The sequence below is a fragment of the Candidatus Vicinibacter proximus genome (genome assembly GCA_016713905.1).
Classification (GTDB): Bacteria; Bacteroidota; Bacteroidia; order Chitinophagales; family Saprospiraceae; genus Vicinibacter; species Vicinibacter proximus.
In genome coordinates, this window is sequence record JADJOE010000001.1 from 1,407,042 (window position 1) to 1,422,208 (window position 15,167).

Sequence of the window (15,167 nt, forward strand, 5' to 3'; positions counted from 1 at the left end):
CAGAAAATTTTCCATGGGGTCTGAAATTATTATGAATGCTTAACAAAAAACGTATTACTCAACTCCATCTGCCTTGGCTACATTTACAGAATAACTCCCAATGTTTTTACCTTGAGCAACGCCAATTTCAGAATCAAACCTGAAATGAATTCCACCATATACTCTGGATAAGGATGCTTCCTTTGCTATTTCTTCAAATTCACTTCTGCTGTTTGGAAAGAAATGGGATAACACCTCTGCACCCGCTCCTGAAAATACTGAATGTCCCGAACTGTAGGATGGAAAATTTGGTATTCCTAAAATGGTTTTAAAGCCTGGTATAACTTGTGAAGGTCTTGGATAATGATAATAATATTTTGTATCCCAGCAGCTCACTCCACCATCCATTATGGCCATGTTCAAATAGGCAAGTATTCTGGCAGTTCTCAATGGGTTATATTTGGACGACACGATATGTTCACAAGCAATTCTGTTCCAATGACCGGGAGGAGAATAAGTGCCAATGCCATCCGACCAGAAATTTGCAATTTGTCTTTGTTCAAAGGTCAGGTTTTTTGCAATGGTTTTCAATTCTTCAGCTGCAACATTAAACTCTGTGCTGCCTATTGCAGGGGGAGGTAATGGTCGAACCGCTTCGACGCTCGGTATGAACCATGGTTTAACGGATCCAAATAATGGAGTTATGCCCACAGGTCTCACTGGATCCTCCAAATTATCCCACGCCCATCCAAATCTACCTTTGGCTGCTAATTTTATGGAATCTGATATAGGTCTGGGAGTTTGCGCATTTTTCATGCCATCAGTTGATGCTCTTTTAGTATATACCGCAGCAACTACTTTAGCCAGAGAATCTCCTGCAGTAATTTCACTTTTTACATTGATTCCTGCCCATCCCAACACGTTCTTGTGTTCTGCTGCCTTTAAGGCAATATAGTCTTTGGCTAATGGAAACATGGCAATTAGGATCGTTTGAGAAACTGTGGCAATAACTGCACCTTCTGAAGGGTAACCAGGTAAATTATTTTTTGGTAAATTGGTTACAATACTTGAATCATTCAAATATGCCGGCAACCTATTGTACTTGTATTTAAGATTCCAGGCAGCAATTAAAGCATCATATTGGGCACCGCTCAAATAGGCAAGCATCCTGCAGGCATATGGTGGATGTGAAAAAGGGAAATAGGGATAAGTGGATGGAGATGCTGAATTAGGAACTCCATAACTTCCATCCGGATTGGGTGCAGGAGGTAAATTATATTTGGCCACAAGATCCCGAGCGATTTCATTCCATCGGATGAGCCCGTTATTTCCCCAGTATTTTATTGCCGTCAGTTGTTCCGTACTTGGTTTAGCAGAAGCTAATTTTAAATCCGCCAATTCTTTAAGATAGTTTGCAGAATTAGTAGCCTCCGGTGTTTTAACATCATATTGATTTACATCACCAATCAGGATAGTCTTCCATGTTCCCCCCTGGGCATCCAGACCGGAAAAATTATAAGTTTCAAACGAATAGCCGGTTTCTATATCCTCTTGACAAGAAAGCCCTAAGAAGCAAATTGCAGTGAATGCTACTATAGATTTAATATATTTTTTCATTGGATTATTTTTAATTAATTTGAGTTAGTTGTTGTTTTGTTCCAGAGGCCAAATTGATAGGCTAAACCTCCGCTGTAAATCGTGGATTGTCCCACATTGCGCCCTTCAAGGACATAATTTCCTGAACCAATAATACTTAGGCCTTTTACAAATGTTGGATAATACTGAAATCCAAATCCAACTCTGCGATTATTCATCTTATTTGATGGGAATGGCATGTCTTGGCGTCTTATGTCATGACCGGATAAACTGGTCATTCCATCATAGTTTGCCTCCAGCCTCAAACCTTTATCAAACAACCACATGCCAAGCAAAACATTAAATGTGGTGGCATTTGGCATGTCCACTTTATTGGAATAATATCCTTTGTCCGTATAATAATAATCCCTGTCCAAAGTTATTTCACTCCTTCTATGATAACCGTACATTCCTCGGACAAATAGTCCAAAATCCAATTCATACTGCAACATTCCTCGTAAAGAGGCTTCTGTTGCACCCAACCCAATGCTGAATGGTAAATAGTCCGGATTGTAATCACTAACAGGAGTTGTAAGGCCTAATGTGGAATGTAAAAGCACGGAACCTGGTCCAAGTTTTTCTCTAATAAGTTCAGCCTTTAACCACAAACCAAGATCTTGGATTCCTTGATCACCACTAAATTGGCCTGCAGTTGGCTTTGTCTTTACCCAGGGAAGAGCTGCCATAAAATTAATCTTATCGGTCAGGCCGAGTGAAAACATTGGCATTAGGCTTTGACGATTCAAGGTGCCAATATTACCATTGTTTCTCTTCAGAGTCCCTTCCCAATATTCATCCCAACTGTCATGTGAATAAATTGCAGCTACACATATCTGACCCTTGGGCATCATCAGATTGTCAGTCGGCGTTTGTGCTTTTGACTGCACAATAAATGTAATGGTAAGTAAAAAAAGTAGACTTCGTTTCATTTGAGTATAGTTGAAAGTTAATGAGTATTAAAATACTTGTCTACTTGGTCAGTGCTTCTATAAATAAGAAAGGGCTGATGTTTCAGCCCTTTTATATTAAAACTTTAAAACTCAATCTTGATAAAATCTCTTTTTCTTTCCAAACTATGAGTCAAATGTAAGATGACATTTAAGGGACCTTTAAACTATTTGACGAAACCCAGATAGAAATATGTGAAACATTAGTTTTGAAGGATAAGATGTTCTTCTGTGTAAGTAGGATAAGGTAATTTAAAATTGATCGTAGGTTTTCATCCCGGGTTTAAGCAATAAAAAATCCCCCAAAATGATTTGGAGGATTTCTTTAACATGAATTTATTTTTTATCCATTCATTTCTATCACAGGGCTGGTCTCTTTGTCAGAACATAATACGACCATAAGATTTCCTACCAATCTTGATTTTTCCTGCTCACTAAACTCTGCAATTTTTCGCTCTTGAAGCTGGTGTAAAGCATTTTCAACCATTCCAACCGCACCTTCGACTATCTTGAATCTGGCCGCCACTATCGCCTCAGCTTGCTGCCTTTTAAGCATGGCTGCAGCGATTTCAGGTGCGTATGCAAGATATCCGATTCTTGCTTCCATGACTTCGATCCCGGCAATTTCAAGTCTTTCCTGCAGCTCCCTTTCAAGAGAGTCATTGACTTCAATGCTGCTGGATCGAAGCGTGATTTCTTCATGATTTTCCACATGATCATATGCATAATGACCGGCAAGCTTACGTACCGCCGAATCAGTCTGGACTTTAACAAAGTTGTACAAGTCCTCAACCTCAAAGGCAGCTTTGAAAGTTTCTCTTACACGCCATACCAATATCACACTGATCTGGATCGGATTACCACGTTTGTCATTCACCTTCAATCTTTCACTGTCAAAATTATTCGCTCTGAGCGAGATTCCTTTCTTGGTATAAAATGGGTTTGCCCAGTAAAAACCTGCATCCTTAAGAGAACCCACATACTTTCCAAAAAGTGTTAGAACTTTTGAAAAATTAGGGTTAATGATGATAAAACCGGAAATTAAGAGAAACCACAAAATTCCTCCTGCAACCCACCAAAATGGATTTTGATAAAAATAACCGCTAACTGGTAAGAGGAGAACGAGTAATAAAACCGGCCATCCTGAAATCGGGGTAAAAATTTTTTCTTTCATTTTTCTTCGTTTAACACCATAAACAAAGGGATTGAAAGATAGGTTCTTTAATGCATTGACTTATCGAAATGCGAAGTAAAATGAACGACGTAGATAAATTAAAATCGGACTAAAACCTTACAGGTTTTTTCTTTTGTTGGGTCTTTAGTTCAATTTGTTCTGGTTCCTTATATTCTATTCCTTGCATATGACTCAATTCTGCCTCTGCAGCCAAACAAGGCAGCAAAGTCCAGTATCCGGATGACATAATGGTTCGGAATATTTCTGCAGCTTTTTCTTTTTTATTATCAAGATGGTATTTATACCCTAATGCATAGGCCTTGATAGCCCAGTCTTCAGCATCTATAATGTTATTTGGAAGATTGGTCAAATCTACCAATTCCTTTTCTGAAATCTCTCCTTTATAAAAAAGCATGGCATCATGATAAGCCTTAGAGGAAGCAAGAATATGCATGTCCTTGGAGATGGCATTCAAAATATTCTTAACGTCTTCCGATCTTCCCGATCTGGTATAGCACTGATATTGCCAATAATAACTTCTTACCCATAAATCTGTATTTGTGGAAAAATCACCACAAACTTCAAACATTTTATCGGCACTTGAAAAGTCATTGTTACATTGAAAAGCTAAACCCATCAACAAATAGTTTTTGAATTGTAAGGTCATGTCAGCTATGGAATCTGTACCCCACATACCGGTTAGACCCTTAGGATTACTAATTTTTTCCATTTTTTGGCCGGCTTTCCAAAAATTATCGATGGCCCCGGTAAGCTGCCTGCCCAAAAGCATTGCCTCGCCTCTGTATAAATAAAGATCTGCCACTTCAGGAAACTTTTCAATCCCCTTAGAATATAGTTCAATTGCATTTTCCACTTGCCCGTTAGCCACAAATGCCCGACCATATTGTATATAACCTTTAGGGTCATCTAGTTTGCTCAGATAAACAGTCCTTGATTGTTCAATATATGCTTCACGGTATTGCTTTAAGGAATCGGCATCCCTCCACTCCTGAAGCTTATTACCTAATAAATTGACCGCAAATGCCACACCCGCTTTTGGATCTTTACCTGGATCTACAACATTCCCATCCCCTGATTTGGGATCATTTTTACATTGAGAAAATAAAAGTATTGTAGCGAAAAAAAGACAAATTTTTGATTTCATGTGGACAAGAATTATATTATTCCTAATTTTAAGACAAAGTTCTAAATTTCTGGTGACTGAAGAAGAAACACGAACCAATTAACATAATCTTTAATATCAGGTAGTTAGGCGACTAGTCTTATAATTTCAAAACATTGTCTGAATTCATCAACATAAATGATATACTAAATGGAAATTAATCTAATGAAAATGAATATGCTGATTTTCCAGAGTGTTATAGTGATTCTAAGCTTCTGCATCTCATGTAACATCGAGCCGGATTCATTTCAAGTGAGCTCCACACGTGCCAATTTGCCTATAGTTTTTGTTCATGGCACACTGGCTTCCGGAGATACTTATACTACGCAGTTTCAGAGATTTTCAAGCAACAATTATGAGGAAGAACTTATGTTTACCTATGACTGGAATACTTTGAATATGGCAAATTCTGTGGGGTTGCTGGACAATTTTATAAATTCAGTCATGGTTAAAACCGGAAAGCCAAAGGTGATTCTTGTAGGACATTCCGCCGGAGGCAGTCTAATCTACAATTATTGTAATGATGCCCTGAGAGCTGGAAAAATAGACAAGTACGTCCAATTGGGAAGCAATAAACAAATAAAACCTGCAGGGAACAATGGCCAGATTCCAACACTTAACATTTGGTCCACCGATGATCTGGTAGTAGCCGGAGATTCTATTCCTGGGGCCATTAATATTAAACTGACTGGCCTGGATCATTATCAGGTTGCCACGCATTCCTCAGTATTTAGGGAAATGTATAAATTTATTATCGGCGACCTGCCTCAATCCCTAGATATAATTCCAATGAACGATTTTACAATGGGCGGTAGAGTGGTGAGCTTGGGCGAAAATTCAATAATTTCGAATGTAGAGCTTAACATCTTTACTGTGGATCCAAATACAGGCTTTAGACAAAATGCCACACCGGACACTGTTTTGATTCCGGATGCGAATGGGTGGTGGGGGCCTGTAGATGCAAAAAAAAATACCTATTACGAATTTGAATTGAAAAAAATAAATGATCCAAACTTTAGAATAGTTCATTATTACCGGGAACCTGTATTGAGAAATAATCCATGGATTTATTTGAGGGCATTTCCTCCGCCAGGCTCAACGATTGGATTTTTATTGAACAATCTGCCTAAAGATGATATGCAATCGGTCGTGGCCGTTTTCTCCTCAAATCAAGCGGTTGTGAACGGTAGAGATTTGCTAAAAGTAGACAATTACACGCTTTCTATTCCTTCGTTGACTGCAGCCAACCAAACTACCATTGCTCTTTTTCTCTATGATGAAGGTGATTGTAAAACCTCCCTGGACAGCAAACTTATATTTTCCTTTCTTCCATTTTTAAAAGGTGCGGATGTGTTTTTTCAAACTAACATCCCGGGCACTATTTCCCTGGAGCTTAATGGTAGAAAATTAAATGTGCCCAACTGGAAGTCAGCTTCAGAAGGGGTAATTATTCCTGTATTCGATTGATATATTTTTAGGAATATTTTTTAGATTTTTTAATTCTTATTCCATTCGATACTAGTTTTAAAACTATTGAATATTAAATTTGACTTTGGAAAAATATTTACATATTGATTCTTTTTTTTGGTGCAGAAATATTCTTCTGATAAATTTATTTTTTTGTTTGTCTTCCGGTTGTATTACAGAAGAGCCAACACCTGCAAAACCATGTGAAGAAGAAATTCAGCTTGAAGAAATCAAGCCCTTTGGTCAATCATTTTCTTGGCTATCTTATGAATCAAATTCGGACATTTTATTCAAAAATGAAGCTGGAAATGAATTAGTTTTTTCTTTAAGTGAACCTAGTAAACAACATGTTCAATCCGTTTATAAGGCAATGGTAATTTGTGAAAAGGACTCTTCTTTAAAACAAATTGTTTCCTATCAAATAATTAAAACTTCCATTCGGTTTTCCAAGTCATCCAAAATGGTGAATCCACTACGGGCATTCGTATTTGAGCTTACCGTGTTGTATGATGAATTTCATCCATTGGATAATAATAGATTGGATGTGTTAAGAATTTTTTCAATCTCGCAAGTGGATATTGAAAATGAACAAAGAGATTTGTTACTGGAAATTCCCATCTATAATAAGAATTATGAGTTTTATCAAGATCAGTCAAAGCAATTGCCATTCGTTAATTTTGGAGTTAAAGGATATTCTAATGTTTACGTCCATTCAGCGGCCCAAACTCCTGGTCTTTACTTTAACAAACAGTTTGGTGTGGTTGCATTCCAAACTTCAGATGGTGATTTATGGATTCGCCAGTAAATCAGTTCGATTTAGCTGATCGTATAGCATGAACAATTTTGTGAAGAGTTTTAGGAAATACGATTTAGCAAGTTTATTGATCATAGCTTATTTGGCTTCATTATCTTTAATAAACTTACAATTCTTTGGAAAAATAAGTTTGAGTGAATTGATTTTTCCTTTTCTGGTGGTTTCCATTTTTTTACAATTTAAGTCATGCTTAAATCCCCAAAATATTTTTTTTTCTTCTGATTTATTTGTTGGTTTGTTTGGGCTACTTACTTTATTTTCTACCATAATCTATACCAACAGTCACACCATTTTTAATTTAGTAAGCTTCGTCTATTTGGTTTTATTGGGCTTAACATTTCGAATGTATACCATTGGGGTGTCTGTAAGAGTGGTCGAAGTTTTGGTAGTTGGATTTAGTCTTTGTGGCGTTTTTCTGTTTTTAACCGGAGCTATAGGGTGGATTATGGCTTTGCAATTTAAGCAGCACAATTTATGGGCTTGGTATTACCTTGATTTTCCGTATCTGGGAAATGTACCCAGGGCAAGAGGGTGGGTAGGTACGCCGGAAATGATGGCTTCTATATTGAGCGCTAGTTTGTTGCTAAAACTATTTGTCCTCAGAAGAGAAAGGCTAAATGTTCAATTACTAAAATTGGTGGCAGCATTAGAAATTGTAGGTTTGTTCTTTTGTTTATCAAAAACCCTAATTTTATTACTTGGGGTTTGTATCCTGATTTTTTCTTTACAACATAAACCGGCAATAAAATTTGTCGGGGTTTTGGTCGGTTGTTTACTTTTTCTATTTTATTTGGTGGGAACTCATTTTATTTGGATTAGATCTCATGAGGTAAAGCCACAGTTATCATCAAAAATAGCCATTTCAAATCTGGGTACGGTCTGCCAGAACCATCATATTTTTTCTTCACCGTATTTTGAACTCAAACGGGCTGCCCTATTAGCCAGAGAGGAAAACGGAATTTTTTACCTAAAAGGGGCATCGTTTAATGCGTGGTTGGATCACCTCAAATTGGAAAATAGATTTCCAAATCATATTGAATCCTATGATCCTCACTGTACCTATTTAGGTGCCTATGCGGAGCTTGGATGGCTGGGATTATTAAGTGTAACCGGCTGGTTACTTACTCCGATTATCTTACATTTATACCGGCGCAAAAGTAGGAGGAGCAAAGAATTTAATTTGATTCTCGGCATAAACCTATTCTTTATATTATTGGCCATTAATACTGACCTTCTCCATTTTAGGCATTGGTGGATTCTTTCATTTGGTTTTATTCCCTTTTTGAATAGAAATTCAGATTCATTAAACTGAATACCATTAATGGGTTACAAAATCCAATAAACTATAGTCTTTTCAATTTATGCTTGAGAAGGATCGGTCCTATAGATACAAAACAGGTTGAATCCAGAAGTAATTTTACTTCTTCATCTACAAGTTATGTCCAGGATGCGAGAATTGCACCCATAACCACTGAAATACTAATGAAATATCCGGCATCAATGAGAAATAATTGAATCGATCTTTTAGAGAAGATATATGTTACCCCCAAAGAGGTACAAATGAATCCAACGGAAATTAAAAAACCATGTTTTATACCATCCGCCATTCCACTTTTATCGGTGGTGATGAGATTAAGATTTAATATGATGCAGAAAAATAAAATCAGGAAAAAGGCTGTTCCGTAAAGTTGAGCCATATTGCCATTTCGTAACTGATCATCCGTCAGCTTATTTTCTTTTTGCCATTTTGGGCCAAACATAAATGGACCATACCAAAAATAACCAATCACAAATGCAAGTAAACTTGAAACGATTACTGCTAGCCAATTTATGTGAGACATAATTTTGTATATTAGTAATTTAAGAAATTCGATTTAAATGGGTTGGTTGGGTTTAATAAATCAGTGATTAGAATACTGTTGTACCTATTTTTTCACCTCTTACAATTCTGATCAAATTGTCGTTTCGGTTAATGTCAAAAACGACAATAGGTATCTTGTTTTCTTTACAAATAGTGAATGCAGTCATATCCATAACCTTAAGGTCCATACGAATAACATCGTCAAAACTTAAGTGATCAAATTTTATAGCATCTGTATTTTTTTCAGGGTCTTTATCATAAATACCTTCTACACGGGTTCCTTTTAAAATTACATCCGCGTTAATTTCACTAGCTCTCAGTGCAGCAGCAGAATCAGTAGTAAAATAGGGATTACCAGTTCCGCCAGCAAAAATAAGTGTTCTGCCTTTTTCGAGATGTCTGGTAGCCCTTCTTCTGATATATGGTTCTGCTATTTGTCTCATTTCTATGGCCGAAATCATTCGTGTAAAGACGCCCAAAGTTTCCAATGCACTTTGCAGAGCCATACCATTAATACAGGTCGCCAGCATGCCCATATAATCACCTTGCACTCTTTCAATTCCCGAATCTGAACCTAAACCTCTAAATATATTGCCACCACCAATCACTACGGCTACTTCGACCCCTTCGGTTACAAGACTTTTTATTTGTTCTGCATAGTAACGCAACATCGCAGGTTCAATGCCAAATTGTTGCTCCCCCATAAGGGATTCTCCACTGAGCTTAAGAAGAATTCGTTTGAACTTAATCATGCTTACAAGCCTTAAATTTATTATTAATCTTGATATTTGAGTGCAAAAAAAAAGCGAATGATTTTTCATTCGCTTTTTTTTTTTGTTAACCTAGCATCACGTGTTTGAAACCAATAATACTAAGGTCTTTATCTATGGACTTGAGATAACTTGATATCGTGTGACTGCCGTCCTTTACAAATTGCTGATTCAGTAAAGTGTTTTCTTTGTAGAATTTCTCCAATTTACCCATTGCAATCTTCTCCAACATAGCCTCAGGCTTTCCTTCTGCTCTGGCTTGTTCTTTTCCAATTTCAATTTCCTTTGCAATGATTGTAGAATCTACATCACCCTTATCTAAGGCCACCGGCTTCATTGCAGCAACCTGCATTGCAGCATCTTTACCGGCATCAGCAAACTGACTGCCAACTTTGTTTAGACCAATTAATACACCTGCTTTATTCCCCATATGAATGTAAAACTCTACCTGAGGAGCTTCTAGTTTCTCATAATGAGTAAGTTCGATCTTTTCACCAATTGCTGCAACTAAGTCAGTAGTCTTTTCCCCTATTGTAGTAGTTCCTTCAAAAGGAAGTTTAAGAAGCTCTTCCAACGAACTTGGATAATTTTTTAGCGCTATTTCAGCAATCTTTTTTGTGTTATTTATAAAGTCTTCATTTTTGGAAACAAAATCTGTTTCAGAACTTAACTTTACAATAATTCCTCTGGTTTTTTCAGGATTAACAGCGGCTATAACCACTCCTTCTTTAGCATCACGGTCCGCTCTCTTAACAGAAAGTTTTTGACCTTTCTTACGCAATATTTCGATAGCTTTTTCAAAATCTCCCTCTGCTTCTGTTAATGCCCCCTTGCAATCCATCATTCCTGCTCCGGTTGCGTCCCGGAGATTTTTTACATCTGTTGCGGATAAAGTAAAACTCATTTTTATTAATGTCTTTTATTCAATAATTTATTTAATCTGGAATGGCTGTTAATTTTCTGCATTTCCTTCGGTGCCACGCTCTGCCAAACCCTCTTTAATAGCTTCTGCTAAATAATTGGTAATCAATGCAATTGATTTTGAACTGTCATCATTGGATGGAATTGGAAAATCCACTTGATTTGGATCAGAATTGGTATCCACCATGGCAAATGTTCTAACACCAAGTTTTTCTGCTTCCTGTATAGCCAAATGTTCGTGATGAATGTCAATAACCAATATTGCAGATGGCAGTCTGTTCAAGTTAGAAATACCACCTAGAACCCGGTCCATTTTGTTTCTTTCACGACTTAGGGTCAATCTTTCCTTTTTAGTAATGTTGGTAACAGTAGCATCCGTTAACATGCGCTCTATATTATTCATCTTTTTTACAGAACGGCGAATAGTAGTAAAGTTGGTCATCATTCCACCCAACCATCTATCTGTTACGTAAGGCATGTTTACACTCTTGGCAGCATTGGTTACAATCTCTCTTGCTTGCTTTTTAGTTGCCACAAACATAATCTTCTTACCCGATTTGGCGATCTGCTTCAAAGCTTGAGCAGCTTTTTCCATGCAATCTGTAGTTCGATTTAGGTCAATTAAATGAACACCTTTATGTTCCTTAAAAATATAAGGCCTCATTTTGGGATTCCATTTCTTCTTAAGATGCCCAAAATGTACTCCGGCATCTAACATTTGTTGATATGTAGGTTTTTCCATGATTCCAGCTTGAATAAATTGAATAAATTAACGCTTGCTAAACTGTGAAGATCGTCTTGCTTTCCTTTTTCCAAATTTCTTACGTTCAACTTCTCTTGAGTCTCTGGTTAGAAATTTTTTCTCTTTCAGTGGTTGTCTGAAATCGGCATCCACTTTACAAAGTGCTCTCGATATTGCCATCCGAATAGCCTCGGCCTGTCCTTTTAAACCACCTCCGTCCACTGTAATTTTAACAGTATATCCGGCACCACCTTCTACACTTTGCATTGGATCCAATACTTTTTGGGCAATGTCTTTGATGGGAAAGTATTGGTCAAGACTTCGTCCATTAATGGTAACAGAAGGGTCTGTACCTTCAATTTTAGAAAGGTAAGCCCTTGCAACGGCTGCCTTACGTCTTCCTACTGCGTTGATAATTTCCATATTTGATTAAAATGTAATGACTTCAGGTTGCTGAGCTTGGTGATAATGCTCTGGTCCTGCGTAAACAAATAATTTTTTATACATAGCGTCACCTAACTTATTTTTAGGTAACATCTTTCTTACTGCGGTCTCCACAACTCTGGTTGGGATTCGGTTGAGTAACTCTCTGGGAGTAGCAGACTTTTGACCACCTGGATAACCACTGTAGGTTAGGTAAGTCTTGTCATTCATTTTATTCCCGGTAAATCTTACTTTCTCCGCATTGATCACGATTACATAATCTCCACAATCAATATGGGGAGTGTAATCTACACGGTGTTTGCCTTTTAATATATGGGCTATACGAGACGACATACGTCCGACAACCAGGTTTTCGGCATCAACCACAAACCAGCGATGTTTTACATCCTCCGGTCTGGCGTGACTTGTCCTGTAACTTAAAGTATTCACTTTTATAATTTTAAATGATTCAAATGCTTATTCTAAAAGCGGGGCAAAGGTAAGCCTAATCCTCTTCAATTTTCAAATATTTTTGAATATATTTTTTCTAATGTATTGAATTAGAGCCTCTTTTTGGATCATTTTTTTTAATAACCACCCTAAAATCAAGTTTTTAGGTCAGTCCTTTCTTGTTTGATTACTTTCTTTTAGAAACCCAATTCTCCTAAATTATAGTTTTTAATTAGCTAGCATATAAAAATGAATATAAAAATAAATAAATATATAATATATTCAAAATAAATTATTTAAAATATAAAGGCCCATTTTTAGATAGACATTTGTATGGTGCTGGCTTTTTAATGGATAGGAGTCAAGTCTTGGTCCTCTATCCCTCTCTAATGAAAACACCTGACTAAACACATTAATTTATGATAAACAGAAAGTGCTTTTGGGTAATTGGTGTCTTACTCAAATATAAATTCCAGTTTTTTGTTGTTTTTTATGGTGATTCCCTTGGAATCAATTTCAATCAGCTTCTCTTCTTTAAATTCGCTCAGGGTGCGTATAAGAGTTTCTTTTGCCATCCCGCAAAATGCCGCCAAATCCTCACGGCTAAGCTGAATTACATTTTGGTTAAATGATTTATTCAAAATAATCAGGTGGTAGGCGATTTTTTCGCGCACATTGCCAAAAGAATTTACCGAAAGCCTCTTTGCTGTCTCATAATATTGTCGAGAAGTAAATGAAAGCAAGCTTGGCAATAGATTTTCTTTGATGATAATTTCTTCTAATTTTTGTTTAGGCAACATCTTGACAAGGGAAGGTTCAATGGTTTCACATTGTGAATGATACTTTGGTTGAAAAAGATAATGAGCATCAACAAAATTATGGTTGTTGATAAAATTCAAAATTATGGTTTTAAAACCAACAGTATCCATTGATTCTTTGATCATTCCATCTTCTAACCAGTGAATGGAATGAACACTTTCTTCATAGGTCCATAATTTACTTTTCTTCCCATATTCTCTGGATGATGTGGTCTGTATGAGTTCCTGGACAGGGTCTAATTTCTTAAATTCATCAAAACGAATTAAAGAAGATAATCTTTTTTTTTGAATGGCAGAACCTAGTCTTGCATACTTTAATAACTTACTTTCAATAACCTGGAGCAGGTCTGAATCTTCAAAGGGTTTCATAAGGTAATCCTCGGCACCAAGATTCATTCCCTTTCTAAAATCTTCCTTCTCTGCTTTAGCAGTTAAAAAGATCAAAGGAATATTTTTTAGTGCTTCGTCATGACTCTTAATCTTTAGCACGCCAAATCCATCTAAATTGGGCATCATGATGTCACAAAGTATCAAGTCCGGATTACATTCTCTGGCCTTTTGAATACCATCAAGGCCATCTTCAGCAAGCACAACATCATAACCGGCGAGGTCTAAGATTTCACCAATGTTCTCGCGCATTTCTGCATTATCTTCAATAATAAGGATATTATATTTCTTTGACATATCTTGGAATTAATATAGAAACTTTTGTTCCTTTTGGTTGAACTCTTGAAAAACTAATGCTTCCCTGAATAGAATCCAGGTATTTTTTAACAATATTAAGACCTAATCCGGTACCTTGTATATTCAGCACGTTGGTTCCTCTAAAGAAAATATCGAAGATAAATTTTATCTCCTCTTCAGGTATACCTATTCCCTCATCAATTACTGTAATAGCAACAGAATCTACATCTGAATGAAGTGAAATCTCAACAAGACTGCCATCTCCGGAATATTTTATGGCATTCGATATAATGTTATTAAGTATGTGTTTTAGGCAGGATTTATCAGAATATACCAAATCATCAAATCCTGGTTTATACAATAATGTCAACTTTTGATCCTTTTTCTTTATGGCGGAAAAATCCTCAATCAATTCAGAAATTAGTTCTATTAAATTGATGTCTTGAGGTTGTAATTCAAACTTGCCTTCTTCAATACGGGTAAGGGTTAAGAATTCATTCAATATTCCGCTTAAATAATGTATATTCTTTTTAATTTTTTCAATATGTGAATTTCTTTTCTCCAATAATTCTTGGCTGTCATATTTACTCACCAAAGAAATAGAGCTTAGAATATTTGCGAGAGGTGTTCGGAATTCATGGGAAGCAATAGAAACAAACCTTGACTTCAAAATCCCTAAATCTCTTTCTTTTTCAAGTGAATTCAATAATTCTTGTTCCCGTAATTTAAGTCTAAGTTCAACGCTTTTCCTGATTTCAATTTCTTCCTCAAGATTCTTATTGGTTGCGCTTAATTGATTAATGGTCTCCTGTAATTGGCCGGTCCTGGATTGAACCTGATCTTCCAAGGAACGGGTAAGATTTTGAAGTTTCTTTTCACTCTCTTTTTGCGCACTTAGGTCATGCACAATTCCTGTAAAAAAAATAATCCCATCCAAATCAATTTGACTAATGGCCAGTCGCATAGGAAATTGGATTCCATCTTTTTTTAATCCGGTAACCTCCCTACCTATTCCAATTATCTTCTTTATGCCAGTCTGTACATAATTCTGAATATACCCGTCATGTTTTGAATGATCAGGCTCAGGCATTAACATACTTACATTGTTTCCAATAAGTTCTTCATTTGTGTATCCGAAAAGCTTTGAGGCACTTTCGTTCAATTTCAACATCCTGCCCCTGGAATCAATCACGATGATCCCATCAATTGCAGTATTGAACACTGAACTTAGAAAAGTACTGTCATTAAAATAATGATGTATATCAAGACTCATAATGTAAATTGAGCAGAATCATCCAA

General features: G+C 36.5%; 16 protein-coding genes. 3 read left to right on the forward strand and 13 right to left on the reverse strand.

Annotated features, from left to right (window positions below; all coding sequences use genetic code 11):
- Window positions 1-54: 54 nt before the first annotated feature.
- The 4 genes from IPJ83_05440 to IPJ83_05455 all read right to left on the reverse strand — a co-directional run bounded on the left by IPJ83_05440 (window position 55) and on the right by IPJ83_05455 (window position 4,900).
- Window positions 55-1,596, reverse strand: coding sequence for a phosphatase PAP2 family protein (locus IPJ83_05440; GenBank protein MBK7879985.1), 1,542 nt, complete (start codon window positions 1,594-1,596; stop codon window positions 55-57).
- Window positions 1,597-1,610: 14 nt separating this feature from the next.
- Window positions 1,611-2,543, reverse strand: a complete 933-nt coding sequence (locus IPJ83_05445; protein ID MBK7879986.1) for a transporter — start codon at window positions 2,541-2,543, stop codon at window positions 1,611-1,613.
- 361 nt (window positions 2,544-2,904) lie between these two features.
- The gene (locus tag IPJ83_05450; protein MBK7879987.1) at window positions 2,905-3,735 is read right to left on the reverse strand and encodes an SPFH domain-containing protein; all 831 of its coding nucleotides are present in this window, start codon (window positions 3,733-3,735) and stop codon (window positions 2,905-2,907) included.
- Between the two features lie 109 nt (window positions 3,736-3,844).
- Window positions 3,845-4,900: a tetratricopeptide repeat protein gene (locus IPJ83_05455; GenBank protein ID MBK7879988.1), complete on the reverse strand. Its 1,056-nt coding sequence runs from the start codon at window positions 4,898-4,900 to the stop codon at window positions 3,845-3,847.
- A 168-nt stretch (window positions 4,901-5,068) separates the two neighbouring features.
- Here IPJ83_05455 and IPJ83_05460 point away from each other — a divergent pair, with 168 nt between their 5' ends.
- Window positions 5,069-6,385 (forward strand): hypothetical protein, encoded by a 1,317-nt coding sequence (locus IPJ83_05460; protein MBK7879989.1) that lies wholly within the window; start codon window positions 5,069-5,071, stop codon window positions 6,383-6,385.
- 157 nt (window positions 6,386-6,542) lie between these two features.
- Window positions 6,543-7,190 (forward strand): hypothetical protein, encoded by a 648-nt coding sequence (locus IPJ83_05465; protein MBK7879990.1) that lies wholly within the window; start codon window positions 6,543-6,545, stop codon window positions 7,188-7,190.
- 87 nt (window positions 7,191-7,277) lie between these two features.
- Here the strand turns inward: IPJ83_05465 and IPJ83_05470 are convergent, their stop codons facing one another.
- Window positions 7,278-7,466 (reverse strand): hypothetical protein, encoded by a 189-nt coding sequence (locus IPJ83_05470; GenBank protein MBK7879991.1) that lies wholly within the window; start codon window positions 7,464-7,466, stop codon window positions 7,278-7,280.
- A gap of 76 nt (window positions 7,467-7,542) precedes the next feature.
- On the opposite strand from IPJ83_05470, the gene IPJ83_05475 reads away from it, so the two are divergent.
- Window positions 7,543-8,511, forward strand: coding sequence for a hypothetical protein (locus tag IPJ83_05475; protein MBK7879992.1), 969 nt, complete (start codon window positions 7,543-7,545; stop codon window positions 8,509-8,511).
- A gap of 124 nt (window positions 8,512-8,635) precedes the next feature.
- On the opposite strand, the gene IPJ83_05480 is transcribed toward IPJ83_05475, so the two are convergent.
- From IPJ83_05480 to IPJ83_05515, 8 genes are all read right to left on the reverse strand, one after another.
- Window positions 8,636-9,040 carry a DUF1761 domain-containing protein gene (locus IPJ83_05480; protein MBK7879993.1) on the reverse strand — a complete coding sequence of 135 codons (405 nt, stop codon included), beginning with the start codon at window positions 9,038-9,040 and terminating at the stop codon, window positions 8,636-8,638.
- A 67-nt stretch (window positions 9,041-9,107) separates the two neighbouring features.
- Window positions 9,108-9,812 carry a UMP kinase gene (locus tag IPJ83_05485; protein MBK7879994.1) on the reverse strand — a complete coding sequence of 235 codons (705 nt, stop codon included), beginning with the start codon at window positions 9,810-9,812 and terminating at the stop codon, window positions 9,108-9,110.
- Window positions 9,813-9,897: 85 nt separating this feature from the next.
- Window positions 9,898-10,734 carry an elongation factor Ts gene (locus IPJ83_05490; protein ID MBK7879995.1) on the reverse strand — a complete coding sequence of 279 codons (837 nt, stop codon included), beginning with the start codon at window positions 10,732-10,734 and terminating at the stop codon, window positions 9,898-9,900.
- A 48-nt stretch (window positions 10,735-10,782) separates the two neighbouring features.
- Complete coding sequence (gene rpsB / locus IPJ83_05495; protein ID MBK7879996.1) at window positions 10,783-11,493, reverse strand: 30S ribosomal protein S2; 711 nt, start codon at window positions 11,491-11,493, stop codon at window positions 10,783-10,785.
- Window positions 11,494-11,520: 27 nt separating this feature from the next.
- Window positions 11,521-11,916 (reverse strand): 30S ribosomal protein S9, encoded by a 396-nt coding sequence (rpsI, locus tag IPJ83_05500; GenBank protein MBK7879997.1) that lies wholly within the window; start codon window positions 11,914-11,916, stop codon window positions 11,521-11,523.
- A 6-nt stretch (window positions 11,917-11,922) separates the two neighbouring features.
- On the reverse strand, window positions 11,923-12,366 hold the full coding sequence (gene rplM / locus IPJ83_05505; GenBank protein MBK7879998.1) for a 50S ribosomal protein L13: 444 nt from the start codon (window positions 12,364-12,366) through the stop codon (window positions 11,923-11,925).
- Window positions 12,367-12,821: 455 nt separating this feature from the next.
- Window positions 12,822-13,868 carry a response regulator gene (locus IPJ83_05510; GenBank protein MBK7879999.1) on the reverse strand — a complete coding sequence of 349 codons (1,047 nt, stop codon included), beginning with the start codon at window positions 13,866-13,868 and terminating at the stop codon, window positions 12,822-12,824.
- The gene (locus IPJ83_05515) at window positions 13,852-15,141 is read right to left on the reverse strand and encodes a PAS domain-containing sensor histidine kinase (protein MBK7880000.1); all 1,290 of its coding nucleotides are present in this window, start codon (window positions 15,139-15,141) and stop codon (window positions 13,852-13,854) included. Before IPJ83_05515 ends, IPJ83_05510 begins: the two co-directional genes overlap by 17 nt.
- Window positions 15,142-15,167: the final 26 nt, after the last annotated feature.

Excerpts from the sequence above, each read along its gene's own strand:
- IPJ83_05440 (MBK7879985.1), bottom strand. The coding sequence starts at position 1,596 with ATGAAAAAATATATTAAATCTATAGTAGCATTCACTGCAATTTGCTTC.
- IPJ83_05445 (MBK7879986.1), bottom strand. The coding sequence starts at position 2,543 with ATGAAACGAAGTCTACTTTTTTTACTTACCATTACATTTATTGTGCAG.
- IPJ83_05450 (MBK7879987.1), bottom strand. The coding sequence starts at position 3,735 with ATGAAAGAAAAAATTTTTACCCCGATTTCAGGATGGCCGGTTTTATTA.
- IPJ83_05455 (MBK7879988.1), bottom strand. The coding sequence starts at position 4,900 with ATGAAATCAAAAATTTGTCTTTTTTTCGCTACAATACTTTTATTTTCT.
- IPJ83_05460 (MBK7879989.1), top strand. The coding sequence starts at position 5,069 with ATGGAAATTAATCTAATGAAAATGAATATGCTGATTTTCCAGAGTGTT.
- IPJ83_05470 (MBK7879991.1), bottom strand. The coding sequence starts at position 7,466 with ATGGTAGAAAATAAAGTAAGTAGCCCAAACAAACCAACAAATAAATCA.
- IPJ83_05475 (MBK7879992.1), top strand. The coding sequence starts at position 7,543 with ATGTATACCATTGGGGTGTCTGTAAGAGTGGTCGAAGTTTTGGTAGTT.
- IPJ83_05480 (MBK7879993.1), bottom strand. The coding sequence starts at position 9,040 with ATGTCTCACATAAATTGGCTAGCAGTAATCGTTTCAAGTTTACTTGCA.
- IPJ83_05485 (MBK7879994.1), bottom strand. The coding sequence starts at position 9,812 with ATGATTAAGTTCAAACGAATTCTTCTTAAGCTCAGTGGAGAATCCCTT.
- IPJ83_05490 (MBK7879995.1), bottom strand. The coding sequence starts at position 10,734 with ATGAGTTTTACTTTATCCGCAACAGATGTAAAAAATCTCCGGGACGCA.
- rpsB (MBK7879996.1), bottom strand. The coding sequence starts at position 11,493 with ATGGAAAAACCTACATATCAACAAATGTTAGATGCCGGAGTACATTTT.
- rpsI (MBK7879997.1), bottom strand. The coding sequence starts at position 11,916 with ATGGAAATTATCAACGCAGTAGGAAGACGTAAGGCAGCCGTTGCAAGG.
- IPJ83_05510 (MBK7879999.1), bottom strand. The coding sequence starts at position 13,868 with ATGTCAAAGAAATATAATATCCTTATTATTGAAGATAATGCAGAAATG.
- IPJ83_05515 (MBK7880000.1), bottom strand. The coding sequence starts at position 15,141 with ATGAGTCTTGATATACATCATTATTTTAATGACAGTACTTTTCTAAGT.